Origin of the sequence: Sporocytophaga sp. (assembly GCF_017745095.1) — a bacterium.
GTDB lineage: Bacteria > Bacteroidota > Bacteroidia > Cytophagales > Cytophagaceae > Sporocytophaga.
Genome location: NZ_JAGHZZ010000030.1, coordinates 1 through 23,281 on the forward strand (window position 1 = coordinate 1; position 23,281 = coordinate 23,281).

General features: G+C 35.7%; 19 protein-coding genes and 4 tRNA genes. 7 read left to right on the top strand and 16 right to left on the bottom strand.

Annotated elements, in window-relative coordinates; all coding sequences use genetic code 11:
* Nucleotides 1-224: 224 nt before the first annotated feature.
* Nucleotides 225-677: a hypothetical protein gene (locus J7604_RS24375; protein WP_293902288.1), complete on the bottom strand. Its 453-nt coding sequence runs from the start codon at nt 675-677 to the stop codon at nt 225-227.
* 388 nt (nt 678-1,065) lie between these two features.
* On the opposite strand from J7604_RS24375, the gene J7604_RS24380 reads away from it, so the two are divergent.
* Entirely contained in the window at nt 1,066-1,941 is an 876-nt protein-coding gene (locus J7604_RS24380) for an SDR family NAD(P)-dependent oxidoreductase (protein WP_293902289.1), read from the top strand.
* A gap of 413 nt (nt 1,942-2,354) precedes the next feature.
* On the top strand, nt 2,355-6,716 hold the full coding sequence (locus J7604_RS24385) for a CotH kinase family protein (protein ID WP_293902290.1): 4,362 nt from the start codon (nt 2,355-2,357) through the stop codon (nt 6,714-6,716).
* Between the two features lie 74 nt (nt 6,717-6,790).
* On the opposite strand, the gene J7604_RS24390 is transcribed toward J7604_RS24385, so the two are convergent.
* From J7604_RS24390 to J7604_RS24410, 5 genes are all read right to left on the bottom strand, one after another.
* Complete coding sequence (locus tag J7604_RS24390) at nt 6,791-8,227, bottom strand: T9SS type A sorting domain-containing protein (RefSeq protein WP_293902291.1); 1,437 nt, start codon at nt 8,225-8,227, stop codon at nt 6,791-6,793.
* A gap of 172 nt (nt 8,228-8,399) precedes the next feature.
* Nucleotides 8,400-8,470, bottom strand: a tRNA-His gene (locus tag J7604_RS24395).
* Between the two features lie 37 nt (nt 8,471-8,507).
* Nucleotides 8,508-8,583 (bottom strand) — tRNA-Pro (locus tag J7604_RS24400).
* Between the two features lie 39 nt (nt 8,584-8,622).
* Nucleotides 8,623-8,693: transfer RNA gene (locus tag J7604_RS24405), tRNA-His, on the bottom strand.
* 79 nt (nt 8,694-8,772) lie between these two features.
* Nucleotides 8,773-8,848: transfer RNA gene (locus J7604_RS24410), tRNA-Pro, on the bottom strand.
* A gap of 749 nt (nt 8,849-9,597) precedes the next feature.
* On the opposite strand from J7604_RS24410, the gene J7604_RS24415 reads away from it, so the two are divergent.
* Complete coding sequence (locus J7604_RS24415; RefSeq protein WP_293902292.1) at nt 9,598-10,443, top strand: hypothetical protein; 846 nt, start codon at nt 9,598-9,600, stop codon at nt 10,441-10,443.
* Between the two features lie 107 nt (nt 10,444-10,550).
* On the opposite strand, the gene J7604_RS24420 is transcribed toward J7604_RS24415, so the two are convergent.
* Entirely contained in the window at nt 10,551-11,438 is an 888-nt protein-coding gene (locus J7604_RS24420; protein ID WP_293902293.1) for an NmrA family NAD(P)-binding protein, read from the bottom strand.
* Between the two features lie 180 nt (nt 11,439-11,618).
* Here J7604_RS24420 and J7604_RS24425 point away from each other — a divergent pair, with 180 nt between their 5' ends.
* Nucleotides 11,619-11,942, top strand: coding sequence for a helix-turn-helix domain-containing protein (locus J7604_RS24425; protein WP_293902294.1), 324 nt, complete (start codon nt 11,619-11,621; stop codon nt 11,940-11,942).
* Between the two features lie 699 nt (nt 11,943-12,641).
* On the top strand, nt 12,642-13,079 hold the full coding sequence (locus tag J7604_RS24430; protein WP_293902296.1) for a response regulator: 438 nt from the start codon (nt 12,642-12,644) through the stop codon (nt 13,077-13,079).
* Between the two features lie 2 nt (nt 13,080-13,081).
* Here the strand turns inward: J7604_RS24430 and J7604_RS24435 are convergent, their stop codons facing one another.
* The 8 genes from J7604_RS24435 to J7604_RS24470 form a co-directional block, all read right to left on the bottom strand.
* The gene (locus tag J7604_RS24435; protein ID WP_293902298.1) at nt 13,082-14,425 is read right to left on the bottom strand and encodes a HAMP domain-containing sensor histidine kinase; all 1,344 of its coding nucleotides are present in this window, start codon (nt 14,423-14,425) and stop codon (nt 13,082-13,084) included.
* A gap of 1 nt (nt 14,426) precedes the next feature.
* Entirely contained in the window at nt 14,427-15,095 is a 669-nt protein-coding gene (locus tag J7604_RS24440; protein WP_293902300.1) for a response regulator transcription factor, read from the bottom strand.
* A complete protein-coding gene (locus J7604_RS24445) occupies nt 15,095-17,299 on the bottom strand; it encodes a bifunctional alpha,alpha-trehalose-phosphate synthase (UDP-forming)/trehalose-phosphatase (protein WP_293902302.1) in 2,205 nt (734 codons plus the stop codon). The genes J7604_RS24440 and J7604_RS24445 overlap by 1 nt, the downstream gene beginning before the upstream one ends.
* A gap of 164 nt (nt 17,300-17,463) precedes the next feature.
* Nucleotides 17,464-17,976 carry a YceI family protein gene (locus J7604_RS24450; RefSeq protein WP_293902304.1) on the bottom strand — a complete coding sequence of 171 codons (513 nt, stop codon included), beginning with the start codon at nt 17,974-17,976 and terminating at the stop codon, nt 17,464-17,466.
* Between the two features lie 24 nt (nt 17,977-18,000).
* Complete coding sequence (gene ygiD / locus J7604_RS24455; protein WP_293902306.1) at nt 18,001-18,876, bottom strand: 4,5-DOPA dioxygenase extradiol; 876 nt, start codon at nt 18,874-18,876, stop codon at nt 18,001-18,003.
* Nucleotides 18,877-18,944: 68 nt separating this feature from the next.
* Nucleotides 18,945-19,535, bottom strand: coding sequence for a YceI family protein (locus J7604_RS24460; RefSeq protein WP_293902308.1), 591 nt, complete (start codon nt 19,533-19,535; stop codon nt 18,945-18,947).
* 154 nt (nt 19,536-19,689) lie between these two features.
* Complete coding sequence (locus tag J7604_RS24465) at nt 19,690-20,340, bottom strand: NAD(P)-binding domain-containing protein (RefSeq protein WP_293902310.1); 651 nt, start codon at nt 20,338-20,340, stop codon at nt 19,690-19,692.
* Between the two features lie 109 nt (nt 20,341-20,449).
* A complete protein-coding gene (locus J7604_RS24470) occupies nt 20,450-21,031 on the bottom strand; it encodes a Crp/Fnr family transcriptional regulator (RefSeq protein WP_293902312.1) in 582 nt (193 codons plus the stop codon).
* Between the two features lie 277 nt (nt 21,032-21,308).
* Here J7604_RS24470 and J7604_RS24475 point away from each other — a divergent pair, with 277 nt between their 5' ends.
* Nucleotides 21,309-22,406, top strand: coding sequence for a porin (locus tag J7604_RS24475; RefSeq protein WP_293902314.1), 1,098 nt, complete (start codon nt 21,309-21,311; stop codon nt 22,404-22,406).
* Between the two features lie 99 nt (nt 22,407-22,505).
* Complete coding sequence (locus tag J7604_RS24480; RefSeq protein ID WP_293902316.1) at nt 22,506-22,721, top strand: hypothetical protein; 216 nt, start codon at nt 22,506-22,508, stop codon at nt 22,719-22,721.
* A 4-nt stretch (nt 22,722-22,725) separates the two neighbouring features.
* On the opposite strand, the gene J7604_RS24485 is transcribed toward J7604_RS24480, so the two are convergent.
* Nucleotides 22,726-23,184 carry an OsmC family protein gene (locus tag J7604_RS24485; protein WP_293902318.1) on the bottom strand — a complete coding sequence of 153 codons (459 nt, stop codon included), beginning with the start codon at nt 23,182-23,184 and terminating at the stop codon, nt 22,726-22,728.
* Nucleotides 23,185-23,281 lie beyond the last annotated feature (97 nt).

The window sequence follows — 23,281 nt, forward strand, 5'->3', positions numbered from 1 at the left end:
GAGCTGTCCTAATAATGGGAAGGTTACAAGAACAGATGCATTTGGAATATTAACTTAATCATAAGGAAAGGTTTTAGTGGGCGACAAAATGCGTTCTTTGAGAGGGCTGGCTATGGTATAGTCATTTCATAAACTCAATAGAACAAAGTCTGGTTTGAGAGTGTCTTCTCTTTGGAAACCCCGAGTGAAGGGGAAAACGAGAAATTGGAAAGAGCAGAATATAATTAATTTACTTTTTTAAGATAGGTCATACCTGTCTTCCTGGCAAGAAAAAATAAAGTATCTATTTCCTCCATAAGTTGCAGACTCTGCTCAATAGCACTTGTATAAACAGGTATTAATCTTTTTAACACATCTTTCCTTATTTCGAAAGCTATCATAATATCAGTAGCCTGGATGTTGGAAGCCGCAAGATTATAATTGTTTTTTCTCCAGTTTTCAAAAGAATCAAGAATATTGTCAAAGCCTTTATTAATTGAAAGGTCCTTTAAAAATTTTCCGAAACTTTTGGTGAAAAGTTCATTAATTTCTTTTTCTGTATGAAGTCCTAATTTATCAATAATTTGCCCATGATGCTCCCTTGCTGCTTCAATGTTCAAATGTACGGCTTCTTTTAAATGCCCTTTTTCAAGTAAGAAAGCTGCAAAATTCTTAAGGTTTTTAATTTTATCAATCATAAAGTTGTATTAAGATAAGGATAAAATTTGATTTATGGTGAAAAAGCTTTTATAAGACCAGATGATTTTCCGAATACACCATCAATCAATCGCATCTTAATAAATGATATTTTAATCGATGTAATTGGATATTAGTTCTATTCTTCAAATGTCTAATCCCCGATCTATATGGAACTTAAATTGAATCCTTCCGGGGAACTTATTGCTGATTCATCTATGTAATTTATTCTCACTTTATCCACACTATTCCTATAAAAATTACAATGAAAGAGGGTTCATTACCAGATGTTTAATTTTCCCTGATTGATCAATGAGCTTACTGATTTTAATGTTGAACCGGCAAAGGAGATAGCATGTTCATTATGCATGATGAGTTGTGAAATGAGATATGAGAAGACTAGAAAATAAAGTAGCTATAGTTACAGGAGGGGGAACGGGAATCGGAGAAGCTATTGCCAAACGGTTTGCACAGGAAGGTGCAAAAGTAGTAGTATGCGGCTTTCCCGAAGATCCGGTAAGTGATACGGTTAAATATATAAAAGACGAAGGTGGGGAAGCTGTGGTGTTCAAAGGAGATATCTCAGAAGAATCAAATGCAAAAGCATGTATACAGACTGCTATAGATAGTTTTGGGAAGCTTGATATTCTGATCAACAATGCGGGAGTATTTCCGGAGATCAATGAATTAACAAACTATTCAAATGAAGCATTCAGGTACCTTGTCAAAAACAATATCGAATCGGTATTCATGATGACGAAATATGCTTTACCTGAACTTCAAAAGAGTAAAGGAAATATAGTGTCAGCAGGTTCAGAAGCGGGTAAGATAGGAATAGCTGATAATACTCCTTACGGAGGAACAAAAGCTTTTATCCATGCATTTATGCGCGGAGTTGCTATTGAACAAGCCAGACATGGCGTAAGAGCTAATTGTGTTTGTCCTGGACCGATAAATACTTCCTGGTTGAATACAGATGAAAGCGGCGTTACTGAAGAAATGGTAGAGTCTTTTGTGAATGCAACTGCATTAGGAAGAAAAGGAACACCGGAAGAAATAGCCAATGTATATCTGTTCCTTGCATCAGATGAAGCTTCTTATGTTACAGGTGCGCTTTATTCAGTTGATGGAGGTGTGACTATAACTAAAGGTAGTGTTGGAGTCATGGCAGACAAGAGTTTGAAGAAAGAACCTAAGGGAACTGTTAGACTTGAGCATCAGCAGATAGGCGCGACATATATACGAGAGCCAGTAGGAAAAAAATAAAAAGAATCATGAGAAGGCTTTGAAATTTAATATGGCCTTATTTATTGTGTGTGCCCTGTCTTCCAGACAGGGCACACATAAATTGATGGAAAGAATACTATAGAGTAACCATTAAAACTTTAGCAGGTTTCTATTGTTCTCTGTATGAATTAAAGATATTGATAGTATAGGCTACGATTATATAGCAAACTCTTTTAAAGAGTAACTTTTTATCTTATTCATAAAATCTAGCTGTTAAATGCTTCACAAGTTCAACATGGTAAAGTTATGTTTTTGAGAGCATGTCTTTCTTTAAATGTTTGGTTTATAGATTTTTGATTTTTTATAATAAAGCCTATTAGCCTATGATGCGCCAATAGACGTATAGAGTATAAAATAATTAGTATTTTTATTATTACTATTTATATAGGCTTATGAAACAAATGTTACTCTTTGCTGCTCTTCTGTTATTGTTCATTCCTGCTTATTCACAGGTGTTACTGGATGACAATGAGGGTAGTACATCTTTGTCTTTACAATGGTCATCCGGCTTTCTGGTGAGAAATGCTGTAAATCCTTTAAAGAATGGAAGCAACCAAAGTCCTTTTGTTGCAAAATATACACGTACGAATGCAGCTTATTGCGGATTTGCACTAAAGGCTTCAGCACCTTCCAAAGACCTAGGTCCTTATGCGACATATGATGCATCTGCAAAAAGATTTAAGATGGACTTTTACAGCCAGTATCCTGGCACAAAAGTCCAGATTACTATACAAAATAGTGGAATGGCTGCCGCGGCTGATTTTCCTGTAGGTCGACATTCTGAATATTCAGCTACGTCAACAAAGACTAATGAATGGGAAACACTGGTTTTCAAGTATGTCTGGACTCCTGATAAGTCTGTTCCCAATGATGCAGTAGATGAATTTATAATTTTCATACAACCAGGAGATGGAACTGCCTCCGGCAGAACATATTATCTCGATAACTTTATGGGACCAGAATCCTTTATACCTGAGCTTTCAGAAATGTTATATGAAGATGCGGAGGCCGTTTCTCTCGTTAATTATAAAAGTACAACAGGTGATTTTTCCAAAGGCGTAATTAATCCAGCGTCGAACTCTGTTAATTCAAGCGCTCAGTCCCTGAGATATGTAAGAAGTACTAAGACAGTAGATACGGTTATAATGTCGCCTGCTGGCACGATCCACTCACTTAGGCCATTTCTAAATGGAAAGAAAAAAATGACTCTTCAGGTCTATAGTAGCAAAGCAGGTTCTAAAGTACAATTAAGTTTTCTGGATAAAGACAGTAGATCAGGCACTACTAAAGGTATTCATTCAGTGTTTGAAGCAACTACGAAAAAGGTTAGGGAGTGGGAAACCCTTTTGTTTGATTATATCCGAATGCCTGATGCGGGAGTGAAGGATACAGAGATAGATGAAATACATTTGAATATTGCCAATGGTTCTACAAAGGCTGATACTTTTTTTCTTGATAATTTTTACGGACCGGACCTCTTTGTTCCCCAAGGAACTGTAGTACTTCATCTGAACGAAGTGTCAGCTTCAAATTTTAAAACAAAAACAGATGAAGATGGTGATGCCTCTGACTGGATTGAAATATATAATTCCGGTGATGGAAGTGCTAATCTTAAAGGATACCGATTGTCTGATGATAAGCAAAATCCTTCATTGTATAGGCTTCCGGATCTATTTATCTATCCTGGAGATCATATTATTCTATGGGCTTCAGATAAAGATACCGTTTTTCCTTCAGGTGAAATACATACCAATTTCAAGTTAAGCAATGAAGGCGAGCGCTTGTTGTTGTCCAGTCCTGAAGGTGATACAATTGACTTGTTGAATATTCCGGCATTGAGTCAGGATATTTCTTATGGAAGGATTACCGGATATTCTGATTCCCTGGGATATTTTTTAACTCCAACTCCCGGAAGTCCTAATATATCGAGTGCTTATGCAGGGTATGTGAAAACACTTCCTGTATTTTCTATGAAAGGAGGTTTTTATGAAAAACCATTTGATTTGAACCTAACTGCAGTTACTGGTATGGAGATCAGATATACTTTGGATGGATCAGATCCTTCTACTGAATCTTCTTTGGTGACAGGGACGTTACCTATAACAAGCAATGCACATGATCCCAATTCACTATCTACAATTCGTACTACATATATTAATTATCCACCTTTCTTGGCGCCATCAGACACTATTTTTAAAGCCACAACAGTAAAAGCAAGAGTGTTTAAGGAGGGACTGATACCAGGTCCGGTTTTAACAAATACCTATTTTGTTGACGAGAAAGGAAGGAACAGATATTCTCTTCCTGTATGGTCTATTGTGACAGATAGTCTGAATTTATTCGATTATGAAAAGGGAATTTATATACCAGGTAAACTTTACGATGATTGGCGTATTAATAACCCTACGGCAATAGTGGAAGGCAATACACCTTCCAATTATACACAGAAAGGTGATGAGTGGGAAAAGCCTGTTAGCATTGAGTTCTTTGAACCGGGAAATTTTACAGGAATTCAATACAACGCTGGTATTAAAATTCATGGCAACTATTCAAGAGCTAATCCTCAGAAATCTCTCAGGTTATATTTCAGAGACGGATATGGGGCAGATGTACTTAACTATCCAGTTTTCCCTGGACTTAAAGGAAAAACAACAGGGAAAAAGGTTGATGAATTCAAAAAGATATTACTCAGAAACAGTGGAGGAGATAACTTCTTTTCTTATTTCCTGGATGCACTTTCTCAAAGTCTTGTCGCTCACACTTCTGTTCTCACAAGTTCATATAGGCCCTCAGTTTTATTTCTGAATGGTGAGTATTGGGGTCTAATAAATATCAGGGAAAGGTATGATAAGGATTTTATAGTATCCCATTATGATGTAGCGGATGATGATATCGCGATTTTGTCTTTCAATGGAACAATAGAAGAAGGTTCTCAGGAAGATGCAAATGATTATCTGTCAATGGTGAATTATATTTCAACCAATGATATTACAGATCCTGTTGTTTGGGCATACGCAAGCCAAAAGATGGATATTACCAACTTCATTGAATATAATATTGCAGAGATTTACTTAAACAATCGTGACTGGCCTGGTAATAATGTATATTATTGGAAAAACAGAAAAGGCAATCCGGCTTCCTCTTCACCGGGACCAGATGGAAGATGGAGGTGGATATTGATGGATACTGATTTTGGTATGGGCTGGCCATTGGGAGATGTTTATCCTCCAACTTACAATATGATTAAGCATGCTACAGCAGAAGGTAATACAGAATGGCCTAATCCTGACTGGGCAACCTTGCTATTCAGAACATTGTTAAAAAATAATACTTTCAGAAATGAATTTATTAACCGCTTTGCCGATCATCTGAATAGTTCATTTAAGACCTCAAGAGTGATTGCTAAAATAGATAGTATGAAAGCTGCACTCAATCCTGAAATGCAGGAACATTATAAAAGATGGCATCCAAATACTTCTTTAAGTTTTTGGGAGGGTAATGTGCAGCTGATGAGGAATTTTGCAAAAGAAAGACCAATATATCAAAGACAACACATAACTGATTTCTTTTCCCTTACAGGAGTGCAGCAAGTAACACTGGATGTAAAGGATAACACGGGAGGAAGTATTAAAATATCTTCAATAAAAATTGACAGGAATCTTCCAGGAGTAGAAGATGGGGTATATCCATGGACTGGTATATATTTTAAAGATGTACCATTAACCATCACCGCTATTCCGGATCGAGGATATAAGTTTGCGGGCTGGAACGGTAATCCTTCCTCTGACAGCGATACTACTTTAGTACTTGCTTCAGATACTAAATTGGTAGCGTATTTTGTGCCATTGGATGAAAATGATAAAATTCCGTTTGCTCACAATCTTGCCAAATCAGATTATGAAATGAAGTATTGGAGTGCCTCCTCAGAAGCGGGAAGCTACCCGGCTTCTATGATATTTATGCAAACAGATACTATAGACCCGAAGATAGATGTGGAAAGAAATATTCCATATACTTTAGCTTATAATCTGACTAAAAAAACCAGAATAGAAGGGCTGAACGATGATGGATTCGCTTTCATTAACACAGGTTCTATTTCAGATGAGCCTAATCCCGGACGTGATCTGGGGGCAGCTGTACTTGCATTGAAAACAAAGGGATTAGAACAAGCGACGGTATCCTTTACTGCAGGAACAGTTTTACCTAATGATCGTTCATACGGAATCCGCCTTCAGTACAGAATCGGAGACAATGGAGCATTTACTGATTTCATGAATAACGGAAATCTTGTGGACTATATAAGAACTGCAGAAGGAGGTAAGTATACCAGATTTGAAAACATTCCGCTTTCGGAGGAATTAATGAATCAGGAATACATACAATTGCGTTGGGTTTATTATTATATATCCGGAAACTCAGGCCCAAGAGCAAAACTTCGTTTGGATGATATATCGGTTAGTGCTCTTCGTCCTTCAGCAGTTGCAGATGCTTCATCTGATCTTAACCAGGTCTCCATCTTTCCTAATCCGTCCAATGGAAGTTTTACATTTCGATTGTCAAATGAATTCAGGGGTATGATGAATATTGCCGCTTTAGATATAACAGGAAAAACAATTTGCTCAACAGAACTTAACAAACAAAGCAAAGAAATATACTGGCATTCGGAATGTGACTTTACAGGTCCTGGTTTTTATTTTCTAAAATGGAGTACAGGAGAAGTTCAGGGATTTGAAAAAATAATAGTGAATAAATAAAAGGTATTAATGATTCACTAACAAAAAAGACATCATGGAATTTCATGATGTCTTTTTTTTGCAATGGGTATATATTATTGTTTTACAAATTTTGTAGCGAATGAACCTTTGGTGGTTTCTACCTTTATTTGATAAAGACCTGCATTTAATCCATCTACCAGAAGTATTTTTTCGGCAAATTCCAGATTGATGACTTCACCGGTAGTGCTTGTAGCAGTAGCTTTCACGATTTCTCCGGCAGCAGTAACAGATACATTTGTTGCTGAAGGGTTCGGATAAACAGAAAATGCGGATTCAGTTTCCATTTCAGCTTCTGCAGATCTTAAATTGTTTGAATTAGCCCATCCGTTCCAGAAAGAGTCTGTAAATACAGCTCCCGCATTAGGATTAAAAGAATAGTTTGAATTGACAGCACCTACAATGATTCTCTCATTGTGAATGTCTATAGCATTTCCCACAGTTACTTTGTCAAGTCTGCCTGTTGCAGAATTTGTAGCAGGAATGTAAATAGAGCCAATCAGATTAAATGGAGTTCCTTGCAGTTGATAATAGAATACTTTTTCATTGTTTGAAATGATCAGACCCTGTCCGCTGATAGCAACATTCAGACCAAATCTCATAGGACCAGTCAAAGTCTGGTGAAGCGTCCATGTATTTGTTCCTGATTTTTTGAATACCTGCACAATCGGTTCGCCGTTTGAACCAGAGGTTGAAGCTACAGCATGGCTTGCTGTAATGTCTATCTGACTGTAACCATAACCATATGCATTTGAAAGCTGAGCAACATTTGTCCAGGTACCATTGTTTAATTTGTAGATGTGAACTTTGGTTCCTCCAGTAACTATCAATTGATCACCTGAAAGTTTTACAACCTTACCAAAGTAGTCTGCATACTGAAGTCCTGTTACAGGAATCCAGCCTCTGCGCACCCACTGAAGGTAACCAGTTCTCTGAAACATACATACACCACCCGCTGAATTGTCTTTGCCAGGTGCTCCAACGGCAACCCAATCTCCGTCCGTTGCCACAGCAGCACCGAATTGTAGGTCTGCAACTACATCGTTTGCATCAGGCAAAAGCTGATAGTTTAAGGTGGTATGGTATTCGCCGTTGTTTAGTTTGTTCGCAATGATTACAGCACCACAACTTACGCCACCAATAACATAAGAAGGTACACCTGCAGCTATACATTGCAGGCCTAAAGCTGTATTATTCTTTCTTCCTAATCCAATGCTGGAGCCATTTCCATAAGTATATGTTCTCACATATTGATTATTACTAAATAAGCGAATCGTACCGTGGTATGTTCCTGCTCCTCCATTGTAGTAAGTGTTGTTTTCGAACTCAGACGATGCAAGAGTAAGATGGTCGTATACAGCTACAGCTGATCCAAAGTCATCGATTCTCTCTGGTCTTGGATATGTTAGTTCTGTTGCCGGTACTTGTGCTGATGCTGTTCCTACAGCAAACAGCATCATAATGCTGAAAATGTTTTTTTTAAGTTTGAACATAGATTGATAAATTTTTCGTTCAATTTATCTAGTTCAGTTCAATCGCTTGAATAGTAATTTATAAGGTGGGACTTTTGCTTTACAAATTCTGCTTATTAATTGATGAAGAAAAAAAGTAAAAAGTAAAAACACTTTAATCTTTAAGCCTTTTAACTTTCCACTTCAAGTCTTGGGTGATTTCGGGACTCGAACCCTGTTCTCTACATTCACAGTGCAGCATTTTACCTGTTAAACTAAAACCACCATTTTGTTTTCCCTCATGGATTCGATGAAGGGAAAGTCAGTAGGGCAGGATTCGAACCTGCGTGCTCCTCCTTCCAAGGGAGGCTAGATAATCCTGACTCCTATACCTACTGATATAAAAAATTAGCATACTTAGAGTACTAATATTCTTGGGTGATTTCGGGACTCGAACCCTGTTCTCTACATTCACAGTGTAGCATTTTACCTGTTAAACTAAAACCACCATTTGTTTTCCCTCATGGATTCGAACCATAATACTCTCCTTCAAAGGGAGATGTCCTGCCTTCTAGACGAAGGGAAAGTCAGTAGGGCAGGATTCGAACCTGCGTGCTCCTCCTTCCAAGGGAGGCTAGATAAACCTGGCTCCTATACCTACTGATATAAATAAAAAAGCCCCTAAGATTTCTCAAAGGAGCTCTATGAACATTATGGTACATTATAAACTACATAGTATTCCCCTTGATGACTTTCGGCATCTGTTGCGGTTGATGGATATGTAATTGTATTGTTATCATAATATTGAATGATATCTTTTATACTAATTTAAAATTCTTGTATAGGAATTAAATGAGTTTCTCATTAAAGTAAATGATTACCCACTAAGGTACTGATATAAAACAAAAAGCCCCTAAGATTTCTCCAAGGGGCTTTCTATATAATATATTTATAAATTACATAACGATCCCCTGAATGCTTTGCGGCATTTGCTGTGTATGGGGGATATGTAATTTTATTGTTTTCATGTTACAAATGTCGTTAGTTAAATTTTCTTCTGCAAGAAATTGTTGTAAAATATTTTTAAGCAATTTAATTGTTATTGTTTTTTAATAGAAACTACAGGAATAATAAAGATTCATTTAGCAAATGTTTTCTGTTTTAAGGAAAATCTTTGTCAACTGACTTTTATGAATGAATTTGGAATATTAACTCTGTTATATGGTAAGATTTTGGGAAGGAGAAATTCTGGCCTATTGAGGAATTGACAACTCCAGTAGGTGGTAGAAATAAAAAATAATAATACACTACATAATGTTTTCAGCTCTTTGATTATTTATTTGTTTTCTTGAAACAAGAATACGATATTCATATTTTTTAATATAATTTTTTAATGAAATATAAAACCGTATATGAGAAAAGGATTTTTAATTTACAGTTTTTTACTGATTGTTTTAATATCAGTTTTCGGAGGATGTAAAAAGGATAAGGATGTTGATACTATGCATCCCAATAATGGTGTGTCAGAATCTATAAGTTTTTCGCCTGATACTACGGATATTCATATTCTTGAAGGGACTACTTATTTCTTAACGGTTAATTATTATGCATATAAAGGAATTAAGTCCATTGCAGTCTATAAGATAGAAGATGGAGCAACACATTTGTTTATAGGAAAAAATACTAATGGTTTTGATTCTGAAACAAATGAAAAAGAGGAGTATGCGTTTGTAGCACAATTGGAGGGCGATTCTGTTGTAACCTATAGGTTTGAAATGGAAGATAAAATGGGAAGAATTAGTTCGAAAATACTGATTTTACACGTCTTTCAGGATGAGAATGATAAGAATCATTACCTTAAATTCAAAAATTTGGTTCAGAGTGTACGGTTTATGCCTCACACAGACTATGGCCATTATAATCTTGCAGAAAGCAAATACGTTGATTCCGTTAATATTGAAGATGTGGACCTGTTAGATAATACGGGAACTGACCCTTGGATCAAAAAGTGGATACCAGGGCCAGGAAGAGAATTAAGAAAGGTGGTAGAGAAAGATCTTGGACGTCTTTCTGTAGAAACTTTGGAAGCTCTCTACAAGAACATCTCACCCATCAATGAATCGGATGTGTTAGAAGTAGGAGATAAGTATCTTTTAAGTTACAAAGGAAAGCATTATTTAATTGAAATTACATATGTTGGCGATAAAGGTTCTGAAAACTGGATGACGTTTGTTTACTTTAATTATTATAAATATTGATTAATACCCCTTGTCCACTCAACTTATTATTTTAAAAGCTTAGAGAGTTCCTTGATATAAAACCCTCAGGTATCCATATTAAGTATACCTGAGGGTTGAATTGTTCATTAGGAGTTATAGGCAAGAGTAAATTCATTGGCAAAATTTTCAAGCTTAGTTGGACTGAGAGATGGTTGGTGGTTATAAAGGTCTTCAAACATCTTGCCTGTTCTTACAGCAATTCCCATCTCTGTGAATGCATCGGCATGGCTTGCTGATAGCCCGGCATTTAAGAGACCTTCTTTCTGCTGTTCATCTGTAAATTCTACCCATGAAAAATCTTTTCCAATTGCTTTACCAAGTACTTGGACAATCTCTTCTGTTGTTCTGAAATCACTCACGATATATCTAAATGAACTTCCATTAAAATTAAGATGAAGCAATTCATCTATTGCAGTAGCGGCAATATCATTGGTGTGTACAAGTGGCAGTTTTGCATCACTGTTGCCAAAATTTCCTCCTGCAATCCCCATATTTTTAATTAAGTCTATTTGATTAAACAGGTTATAGAAAAAATAGGATGGTCTGAGATGTTTTACATTTAAGGCAGGTATCTTATTCAGCATCTTTTCATAGGCAGCCAAAGAATCTACAGGTCCGCAGCCATTTCCTAAATGTGCTCCAATACTACTTAATGTAACAACATATGGTATTTTATTTACGCGAATAGATGCTGCATAATTGGTAGCTATTTTAAGTTGAGAACCTCTAAGATCACTGGTATTCATCAATGGAGGGATCATGGTATATACCACATCAGCTTTTTTAAATGCATCTTTTACAAATTCCGCATCTTCCAGAGAGCCTGTCAGAGCTTTAGCACCAAGTGCTTCAATCTGTTTGATCTTATTGGCATCGCTGGTGATGATAGTTACATTTTTACCAGCTTTAATAAGATTCTCTGCTATTGGTTTGCTGATATGTCCGATTGAACCTGTTATTACATAGTTTTTCATAGTAGTCAGTTTTTATAATTGTTGATAGTACAATAGTTAGTAAAGAAATTCTTGACACTTGATCCGGATCTTTGTAAGTATTTACATTGCAATTTTAACTTTTTAGTCTTTATATTGTAAGTAGTTATATTAATCTGATATAGTCATAAAAATCATACTAATATTGTAAATCAATGTATTATGGAAAGATGTGAAATGAGAAATGTTGAAAATTGTCCGGTTACGGCAACTTTAGGAGTAATAGGAGGGAAGTGGAAAATGCTGATTATTTATATGATCAGTAATGATATTAATCGGTTTGGGAAATTGAGTATGATGCTAAAGGATATCAGCAAACAAATGCTTACCACCCAATTGCGTGAACTGGAGCAGGATGGTTTGATAGAAAGGGTGATTTACCCTGAAATTCCGCCGCGTGTTGAATATTTTTTGACACCTAAGGGAAAAGCCCTCGCCCCGGTAATGGCTGCCTTAAAAGACTGGGGAAACGAATTTTTGTTATAAAAAGTTTCCATTAATGAGGAAATCTAGATAATAAATATTATTTGATTTTTTTTGCTAAAATGCCTTCTCATAATCTATAAATTTCATACCTTTGAAGTGGCAAGCCCGTGCTGTTGACCATCGATGCTCACGGATATATAAAAAAATCGTTTATCTGCACTTGAAAAAGTCACATAACATTTTTTCCAACATAGAAATATGAGCGCGTCAACAGTCTGATATGGGCTTGTCTTTTTTTACATTTTCTAATAAAGACTTCTTCCTAAATAAATAGCAACAGTTTGAGCAGGAGCAACAAGATGTTTCTCAGGAATTGTCTTGCTGTTGCCCAAACTATTGCTATTTACTTAATTGATGAATCATCAAGTAGCTTTCCTACACTTGTAGAATATTTCTACATTATTTATTTTTTGCCAAACTTTATTTTACATCCCTTCAATATTATTAATATGCTTATGTATGAACCTATTAGATGAATGTGCTCTTTTCTTGAATACTGTCTCGTTAAGGGGAAGGTATTATATTAAGAAATTTTAATCGAATTCTAATTTCAAACCCACATCAACTCCCTATTTTTCGCTGTTATAATCTAAGTACTAGAATTCTATTTTCTGTATCGGTTTTCTGAAAGACTTAAAGGACTGAAAGGAAATAAAAACAATAGTAGCATTCCATAAAAATCAAATATTTATAAAGTAAATGGCTGCAAAATCTATTCTTTATATAGAGGATGATGAGTTAGATGTAATCTGTTTTGAAAGAGCATTGTTGAAATTTAATCTCCCCATAATTTTCTATACTGCTTATAATGGCATCGAGGCTCTTGAGTTGCTGGAAGGAAAAAATAAAATTTCGATTCCTGATATCATTGTGCTTGATCTTTCCATGCCCAAAATGAATGGTTTTGAATTTTTAAAGGAGCTGAGGAAGAACACTATTTATGATTCTGTTAGGATATTTATTATGACTACTTCGAACGATGACAAAGATAGGATACAGGCAGAGTACTTTAATATTGACGGATATATTATCAAGCCTTTAAACTTCAATGAGAACACTAAGAGGAACTCATCTATGGATAATTTCATGCAGTTTCAAATTAATAAAATGCTCGGAAAAGATTTTTCCACTTTATAAAATTAAATAGGAAAAATAAGGGTCACAGAAGTACCTGTGCTGATTACAGAGTTAATTTTCAAAGTTCCACCGTGTAGTTTTATAATTTTATCAGTAAGAGATAGTCCTATTCCAAAGCCGTTTGCTGAAAGGTTTCTGCGGCTTCTGTAAAATGGTTTAAGGATTTTTGTGAGTTCATCTTTATCTATACCGGATCCTTCATCTCTTACAATAAAACATATATTGGCATATTCTTTAGCATCAACAATTAGTTTTACAGCCTTGTTAGAGTATTTAAATCCATTTTCAATTACATTCATCAGAGCTACTCTTATAAGGTCTTCATTGCCTGTAATTTCAATTTCACTGAGATCTTTATTGACTTGATTTTCTATTATGAAGGATCTTGAATATTTCCTTTTTAATACATCTTCTTCAAGTCTATCCAATAAGTATCTGAGATTTACTTTTTCAGAAACCAAACTTTGCTTATCCGCTTGAAGCAATTCCAATAGCTTATTAGACAATTCTGTAAGATTTAACGATTCTTCAAGGATTGATTTTAATGTCTCTTTATAAGCTTCCGGAGAACGGTCTTTAAGTAATGATACTTCTATTTCACTTGTGATGGACGTAAGAGGAGTGCGCAATTCATGAGAGGCATGTGCTATAAATTTATTCTGCTGCTCAAAGGTATCTTCAATTCTGTCAAACATTTGATTAAAAGAATTGGCAAGCTGGGTGATCTCATCTTTTCCCTTACGCTCAGTTAATCTAAGTCCTGCATGACCTTCCTTAATATTATCTACTTCATGTATAATATCTGAAATAGGTGATAGGGCTCTTGAAGAAAAAAATCTTCCTGAAAAAAATATGACAATCAGTCCGAAAAGATTACCTGCTACCAATGCAATAGCAAGAAAGTTAATAGCTTCTTTTCCTTCTATATCAACGGCTGAGGCAGTTATCACATAATTTCCTTTATAATCTAGGCCTACAAATTGCCTTTCTGCTAGAACAAAGGAGTATTTTTTTTCATCTCTGATCTTTTGTAACTTTTCATCTGGAATTCTAAAATTGATTGTATCATCTTTATAGACAAGGCTATCATTTTTATCGTAGATTCTCACATATTCTTCATGAAGCGAAGTTAGATAATTGCGTCTTAGTTTTTTTAATAACTCGGCGTTTATCTCATCCACTTCAATAAGAATTTTAGCAGTATACAAAGCTTTTTCCCTGAGTCGCTTTCTGAAGTTAAATTCCCGGTATTGGCTGAAGGCATAATAGATGCAGACACTGAATAAAACAAGAATACAAAAGACAATTCCTGTAAACTGAAGTGTAAGCTTGTTTCTTATTTTCATGTCAATCTTCCTTAAGAATATAGCCCAGGCCAATGAGTGTGTGTATTAACTTGGGAGTGTAGTTCCTGTCTACTTTCTTACGAAGATAATTAATATAAACATCAATAATGTTAGTGCCCGTGTCAAAGTTGAGATCCCATACGTTTTCTGCTATGTCTGCTCTGGATAAAACCTTCCCTTTGTTCTTCAACAGATATTCTAGTAATCCGTATTCTTTCGCAGTAAGGTCAATTCTTTTTCCGCCTCTGATGACGGACTTGGTATCAAGATCTAGTTCAAGATTTGCTATTCTGTATACTCTGTCGTTATGAACCGGTGGTCTTCTGGATAAGGCTCTGACTCTGGCAAGCAGCTCTCGGAATTGAAAGGGTTTAAGTAGATAATCATCAGCACCTGCGTCAAGACCGTTTACCTTATCATCAATAGTACCAAGGGCGGTAAGCATCAAAATAGGCGTAGATTTTTGCGCTCTTATTTTAGTACAGACATCAATACCATTAATATCAGGTAGATTTATATCCAGTATAATTAATTGATATTCGTGTGATATAGCCAGGTCCATGCCTTCTTTACCTGTCAATGCGAGATCTGCTGTATAATTGCTGTCTTCCAGACCTCTTTTAAGTACAGAACCTACCTTTTTCTCGTCTTCGATGATAAGGATTTTCATTAAAACAATTTTTGTGTTTTTTCAGTGATTTCAGATAGGATAGTCCTTATACCTGAATTTACTCCCTGAATATATTGAGGAAGTGTGTATTTGGCTGCAGACAGAGATGAACCAATTTTTATAGTATAAGCATGTTCTGGCATTTCCTTGAACATATCTTCATCTGTCCAGTCATCACCAGCAGCAAGGATAAAATCAAAATGAGCCTTAAGATACTTTTTAACGGCTCTGCCTTTATTAATCAATGCACTTTTGATTTCAACCACTTTATTACCCTCTAAAACAGACAGTCCCATGTTTGTGGTCAGATATTGAAGATAGTCCAGCAGTTCCTTTTTTCTGGCATTGGAGAGATCATCATCGGCTTTTCTGTAATGCCAAACAAGGGAGTGTTCTTTTTCTTCGATAAATGTTCCCGGTGTTTTTTCAACGAAGTGATTGAGAAGTGCAGATAATTCTTTTTTCCATTCATCATTAAGTTGAAACATCATTTTCCAATTCTTTTCTCTTCTCATCCACAATCCATGTTCTGCAATGATGTCCATATTAAAATGACCAAACCACTCATTCAATGTTTCCTTATTCCTTCCTGAAATAATTACTACTTTGAGATTTTTAATAGCGCATAGTTTGGTCATTATATCATTTAGATCCTTGTCTGGTTTGGCGTGTTCAGGTTTATTCTGAAAGGAAACCAGCGTGCCATCATAATCTAGGAATAATATTCTTTTCTTGGAAGAATTAAAATCTGAAATAACTTTGTGTTTTAGCTCCGGGGTAAGCCTCTTCATGGCCAGTTCTTCTTGCTTCTGTACAATCTCTTCCATTGATTTTAGAAATATAGATGTCCACTTTGAAACATCATATTTTCTAAGAAGATATTGCATTTCAGACATTCTTCTCTGTTGTTCATCAAATGGCATGCATAAAGCGGTCTTTATCGCATTGGCACATTCTTCTATGTTGTATGGATTAATTACCAATGCATCTGAGAGTTCTTTTGCAGCACCTGCCATTTCACTGAGAATCAATACCCCCGTTTCATCATTACGGCTTGCTACATATTCTTTGCAGACTAGATTCATTCCATCTCTTAAAGGAGTAATCAGTGCTACATCACTTAATTTATAAAATGCAGAGAGGGATTGAAGTGGATAAGATCTGTAAAAATAAAGGACAGGAGTCCAATTTACTGTGCGGTATTTGGAGGTGATATTGCCTACCAGCTCGTCTATCTCCATCTTAAGATTCTTATACAGCTGTACCTTTTCCCTTGAAGGTACAACGATCATCAGCAGTGAGACTTTTTCTCTGAATTCAGGATTTTTCTCGAGAAAATTATCAAAGGCCTTCAATCGCTCCGGGATTCCCTTAGTATAATCGAGTCTGTCAATGGAAAGAATGATCTTAACATCCTGAAATTGTTTTCTATGCAAGCCTACCTGTCTTTCGGTAGATTTTAGCATAGATGTTTCCCAGTATTTAAAAAAGTCTATTCCTAAGGGAAAAGCATCTACTTTGAATATACGTTCTTCAGCCCTTACCGTACCCATTTTATTTTCCATTCCCAATATCCTTTGAATAGAAGTAAGAAAGTGCTTTACATCATCATGCGTGTGAAAGCCGATAAGATCAGCTCCTGTAACGCCTTCAAGTATCTGTTCTCTCCATGGAAGTATTCTGAAGATTTCATATGAAGGAAAAGGGATATGTTGAAAATAGGCAATTTTTGCTTTGGGTAATTTTTTTCTAATAAGTCCAGGTAATAGCAATAGGTGGTAATCATGAATCCATATGAAATCTTCTTCTCCTGCATGCTTAAGCACCTCGTCACAAAAGATTTCATTGACTTTTTTATATACTTCCCATTGTTCTTCATGGCAGGAGGTATATGTGGGAAAAGAATGAAACAAAGGCCAGAGTGTGGTATTGCTAAACCCTTCATAAAATTGGTTTACATCATTATCATTTAAGAAAATTGGTATAAGTCTTTGTTTTTCAAGACTTGATTTGATATCATCGGTATTTTCATGAAACCCTTCAAGAGAAAAACCTGCCCAGCCTATCCATACTGAGTTCATGTCTTTGCTGGCACCGGCAAGTCCAGTGGCTAGTCCACCAGGACTAGGTGTGAAAACTACCTTATTGTCTTTTCTGCTTAATGTTACAGGAAGACGGTTTGAAACAATAATTGTCTTTTCCATCTGCAAGAATTAACTTTAATAATACGCCTTAGGTTTCTACAGAAAATTAAAATACAATTAGAATTCCTTTAGCAAGGATAGGGAATAGGGTGAAAAAAATGTGATCTAAAAGTAAAACAGCCCATTCCGGCCAAAAAGAAGTAGAAATGGACTGTTGTATATTGTTATGCTTGTTGCTGATATTGTACTTCAGCAGTAATAGCAACTTCATCACTAACCAGAAAGCCTCCTGTTTCAAGGGTAGCATTCCAATTGATACCCCAATCTTTTCTGTTAATTTTACCGGTTACGGTAAAACCTGCCTTGGTATTACCCCATGGATCTTTAGCCACACCACCAAATTCTACATTTAGCTTCACTGGCTTGGTAATACCAGCAATCGAAAGATCTCCTTCCAGTGTAGATCCATCAAATTTTTTACCAGTGAAAATTAATTGAGGATGTTTTTCAGCATTGAAGAAATCAGCTGATTTTAAGTGTCCGTCTCTTTGTTCGTTACCAGTATCAATAGAGGAGAGGTCCGCTGAAAAATTAATTTTCGCTCCTTTAAAATCATCACTTGAAGTTTCAACTTCAGATGCAAAAGACTTAAAATGTCCTTTCACATTATTGATCATAAGGTGTTTTACCTTAAACCCAATTTCGCTATGCACAGGGTCAAGAATCCATTTTGCCATAATTGTATGTTTTTTAAAAAGTTTTTAATTAGTAAGTTTAACTGATGTCATTGATATAGACCCTAATTCTGTCTTATCATTAAACAGCATAGGCGTTTCTTTGTCCTGTTTTAAGCCAAGTACATAAAGCAATGGCATATAATGTTCAGGACTAGGTACTGCCAGTTGTACTTCTTTCCCTAGTAAATGATAATTAATCAGGGAATTGTGATTGTTTTCCAGTATCAGTTTTTTGACCTTTTCATTCGCTTCAATTGCCCAGTCGAAACCTCCCTGAGTGTTCCAGTCAGCTCGATGAAGGTTATGCACAATATTGCCGCTTCCCATGATAAGAATTCCTTTTTGCCTTAATACAGAAAGATCCTTTGCCAATTCATAGTGCCATAAGGGATCCTTAGTGTAATCCATGCTCATTTGAATGACAGGTATATTTGCTCCCGGATACAAATGCGTAATAACACTCCAGCTTCCATGATCCAACCCCCAGTTGTGATCTGACTGAACAGATGTTTTCTTTACAATTCCTTTTACATCATCAGCCAGTTCAGGACTTCCCGGAGCGGGATATTGAAACTCATGTAATTCTTTTGGAAAACCACCGAAATCATGAATGGTTTTAGGTTTTGCCATTGCGGTAACAAAAGTACCCTTTGTTTCCCAGTGTGCAGATATACAAAGAATTGCTTTAGGTGTAGGAAGGCTTTTTCCGGCATCCTGCCATCCCTTGGAAAATTCATTTTGTTGCAAGGCATTCATAGGACTTCCATGGCCAAGAAATAAAACGGGCATGGTTTCCGTGGATTCAAATTCCGAAGTGAGTTTATTGAGTTCTTTAAGATTCATAGCTCCTCCCGCGAAAGGCATTAATGCTAGTATTTTTAAGAAATCTGTCCTGTTCATAATAGATGGAATTATGTAAGGAAAAAAAAGAGGGCTGATTTATTTGTCAGCCCTCTTTTTGTTTCTGCTTATTTTGCAGCTACCAGGTCGACATTCAATTCGAAGTCGTCGTTGATTGCTTTGTCTCCAAGGTTATCGAAGAAGCTACCTGAGCCATATTTGATATCATATAGAGTTCTGTTCACAACAATTTTAGCTTTAGCTTTGATTTGATTTCCTACAGTCTGGATAGTAGCAGGGAATTCAAGCTCTTTAGTGATACCTTTGATAGTTAGGTTTCCTTTAACGTTGTACTGATCTTTACCAGTAGATGTAACTTTAGTAATTACAAAAGTTGATTTAGGGAATTTTGCAGTAGAGAAGAAATCATCAGATTTTAAGTGTCCTACAAATTTCTCATTGTAACCAGCATCTGCAAGGTCAGTACAAGTCATAGAGTTCATATCGATAGTGAAAGAACCACCTGTGAAAGTTTTACCGTCAGAGATAAGTTTTCCATCAGCAATGTTGATTCCACCTGTGTGCTCACCAGTTACTTTTTTGCCAAGCCATACTACTTTGCTTTGTTTTGCATCTACTTTGTATTCTGTTGTTCCTGCAGTGAAAGCCATTGCTAAAAAGGCGAAAATTACTGCAACAAAAAGACCATTACGTTTCATAGTTTTGAATTTAGGTTTTAGGTTTATTTAGGTTTAATAATTACTTTATTTTTCAATGATTTATTAACACAAAGTTATATTAATTGACTCCTTATTTCCATTGATCTGGATTAAGAAAATTCGTTGATTCAGATCAATTTTTGTTATTATACCATCAGCTTTTCGAAAAATGAATTTTAAAGCACCCTGATTCCGGAGTATTATTTCTTCTACACAATTGTATAAGAATTAGCATCATACTCTCAAGTGTCCTGCTTGTACTCAGGTTGCCAGCCAGTTGCGGTACCATTCCAGATTCTTTTATCAGAGCGGAAACTGTAGCAACAGCAATTTCATCGTCTCCAGCTAAAAAACAATCTGCATTCATTTGATTTTTGAAATCTGAAGGAAAGATTGTATTAAATGCCTTTACAACTTTTGAATAAGGAAGGTATTTCTGTAACTCTTCAGCAGCGCTTGAGAATGGAGAGGTTAGTAATTTACTTTTATCCTCATTCAGCGGATTGATAATGCTAATAACAATTTTTCCGGTTACTACATCTTTAATATAATCCGCAACTTCTTCCTGTACTTCATAAGCCACCGCAGGAATAATTACATCAGCTTCCCATGAACCTTCATGAATACAATTCAATATTTCAATATTAGCATTTGGCAATTCTGAAAAAATAGCATCGTAAGTCTTATGACATTTTTCAGAATCCTTATCCATTAACAGAATATGATGGCCGCTTGCTGCAAGGCTTTGTGAAAGTGCCGAGCCCATTGCTCCTCCGGCTCCGATAACTGCAATGGTCTTTTTCATCTGTGCTTGTGTTTAAATCATTTAAATTTATAACACAAAGATAGGGCATGTCGGTGGTTCGGGACATTGACCTGCATCAAGAAAAAGCATTGATGCAAGTCATAAAATTTCAGGAACTTGAAGCTTGCTTTTTTCTTATTCTGCTGATTGTTTCAGGCTTAATTCCCAGAAAAGATGCAATCATATGTTGAGGCACCCGCTGCACGAGATCCGGGTATGTTTTTAGCATGCGCATATACTTTTCTTCGGCAGTATTGGTAATGGTAGAGAGCAATCTCTTGTGCATAGCAACAAAACTTCCCTGAATCAACAACCGGAAATAACGTTCGAACTTTGGTATATGCTCAAACAGCTTATCCTGAGATTGCTTATCCAATAAAAGTATTTCGGTATCCTCCAGTGCATCTATATTGTATATAGCCTCCTCACAGGTAAGAAAGCTGTTCATGTCGGTAATCCACCAATCTTCAGGAGCAAATTGTATTATATGTTCTTCTCCCTTATCATCAACGGAATAGGACCTTAATAATCCTTTAGTAACAAAAGCAACATATTCAGAGATATCTCCGGCCTGCAGCAAATATTGCTTTTTTCTGAGTTTTTTAGGAATAAAGAGCGTCTTACAAAAAGCTTTATCTTCTTCTGTAATCTCAATTTTCCGTTCTATATTTTCAAATAATAAATCAAACATTGTAAATGAATTGTCAGGTAAGTAAACTTCCCGAAGCCGCAAAAAAGCAAAAAAAACCTTATTTTCTAAATTTATTATCTGATGGTTACCCAAGAAGATTTTTGACAATATTTTTTTATTGATAATCAGCGATTTGTGAGAGTAACTTTCAATGCCCAGCATTAAACTGCCAGTTTGCTTTTCGGTTTCTTTTCGGTGTGATTTAAAAAAACAATTCTAAAATACTTTACTTTGTTCCATAATGGAAAGGTTGATTTGTGCGTTTGTGTTCATTTTTATGATGAACAATTCTTTTATATGTCTTAGTCAGGTGAGGGATAGCACAGTTGTAAAAGATACATCAGAATTTTCATTCTGGGGTTTTGTAGATATTTATTATGGTTATAACTTTAATATACCTCCTTCACGTGTAGTTGGTGAGCTGGTGACAGGCAATAGCTTTCTATATTCTCACAACAGACATAATGAATTTAACCTAAATAATGGAATTGCAGGTGTTGATTATCTAAATGATAAGGTTCGCGGAGTTCTGGCGCTTCAAGCCGGTACTTATGTACAATATAATTACGCAAATGAACCTGTAATGCTTAGGTATATATATGAAGCTTATGGTGGGTATCAACCAATAAAGAACTTATGGATTGACGCCGGTATTTTTACTTCTCACATAGGATCAGAAAGCGCCATATCCTCTGAAGATCTTACTTTATCAAGGTCCATGATGGCAGATAATACACCTTACTATGAGACTGGTGTCAGAGCATCATATGATATTAATAATAAACTAAAAATTAATGGTCTTATTTTAAACGGATGGCAAAACATAACTGATCATAATAAAAATAAGGCCTTAGGAACACAGGTTCAATTCAAACCTATAGAGAATTTACTATTGAATTACAGCACTTTTTATGGGAAGGAATCCGGAGCATACGAGCAAACTATTGGAGTGATAAACACAGATTCTTTATCGACACGAAGGTTCTTTAATAATTTATATTGTCAAGCCAACCTGGCAAAATTTAATTTGTTATGTTCTTTTGATATTGGTTTTCAAAAGAAAAGGAAAGTTGCAGGCAGTTACATATGGTTCAATCCAACTTTAATTTTGAATTATTCAATTACTGAAAAAATTAGCGCAGTGGCCAGATGCGAATATTATAGTGATAAAAACGGTGTCATAATTTATACCGGAACACCGAATGGCTTTCAGACAATTGCCGGTTCTTTTGGCCTTAATTTCAAGTTAGCGGAGTATTTATTATGGAGAATAGAAGGGAAGATTTTTGAATCGAAAGACAAAGTTTTTCTTACTAAAGATAATCAGTCTGATAAAAGTGTATTGCTATTATCTTCTGTTGCGATAAAGTTTTAGTAATCCTCTTTATATGATCCTTTCTTTATTAGCTCAATATTACTGAATTTGAATCCAAAATGATCTGTAACATTTGATTGGTTCAGAGGTTTTTCAAGTATGAAAAATTATAAGCTATCTGTCATCTTTGTTACCCTTTATCTCTTTGTATTTACCGTTCTATCCAGGATGGATATTGAATTAGAGATCATGCTTTCGCTTTTCTCATTATCTCCGTTTCTTATTTTGTGGATGGTATATTCCGTACTGAAATATGGCAAACATTCCGGTAAGGCTTTAAATGAGCGGGAATGGGGATATGAGGACAGAGTCTGACCAATCAGGTTCCGGTTTTCTTTCCCGCCTTATTTAAGTATTCAAAAATAGGGTGAATCTCTATATTGATTTTTAAAGCTCTTCTTGAAGGGCAGGCAGTTTCTGCTTCATCCAGGCATCTCTGAGCTAGCAGGAAAGAACTGTTATTTTTTAGCTTAACTATTGGTCTGATCAGAATTTCTTCAGTTGTAAACTTTTCTGCTTTTTTTTCAAGCTTAACAAAACACTGGCTTTGATATGATATTACTTCAAGGTTATTTTTCTCCGCTATTTCCAGAAAGGTTGTCATAAAACAAGAAGAGACAGATGCTCCCAGCAACTGTTCTGGAGTCCACTGGTTCTTTTTCTCACTAGGTGTTTCTAATGGAGAGAAAACCTTTATCTCATCAACTCCATGTGAGGTAAGGAATCCAGCTTTTTCTGATTTCCAGGACAGATCTATTTCATAGAAGTATTCTTCCATTGTTGTAATAATTTATGTTTCAAATATAAGTTATTGTGCAACAGCCAGTGATGACATATATTATCTGAAAAACTGATATTTGTCATTTATCCCCTTT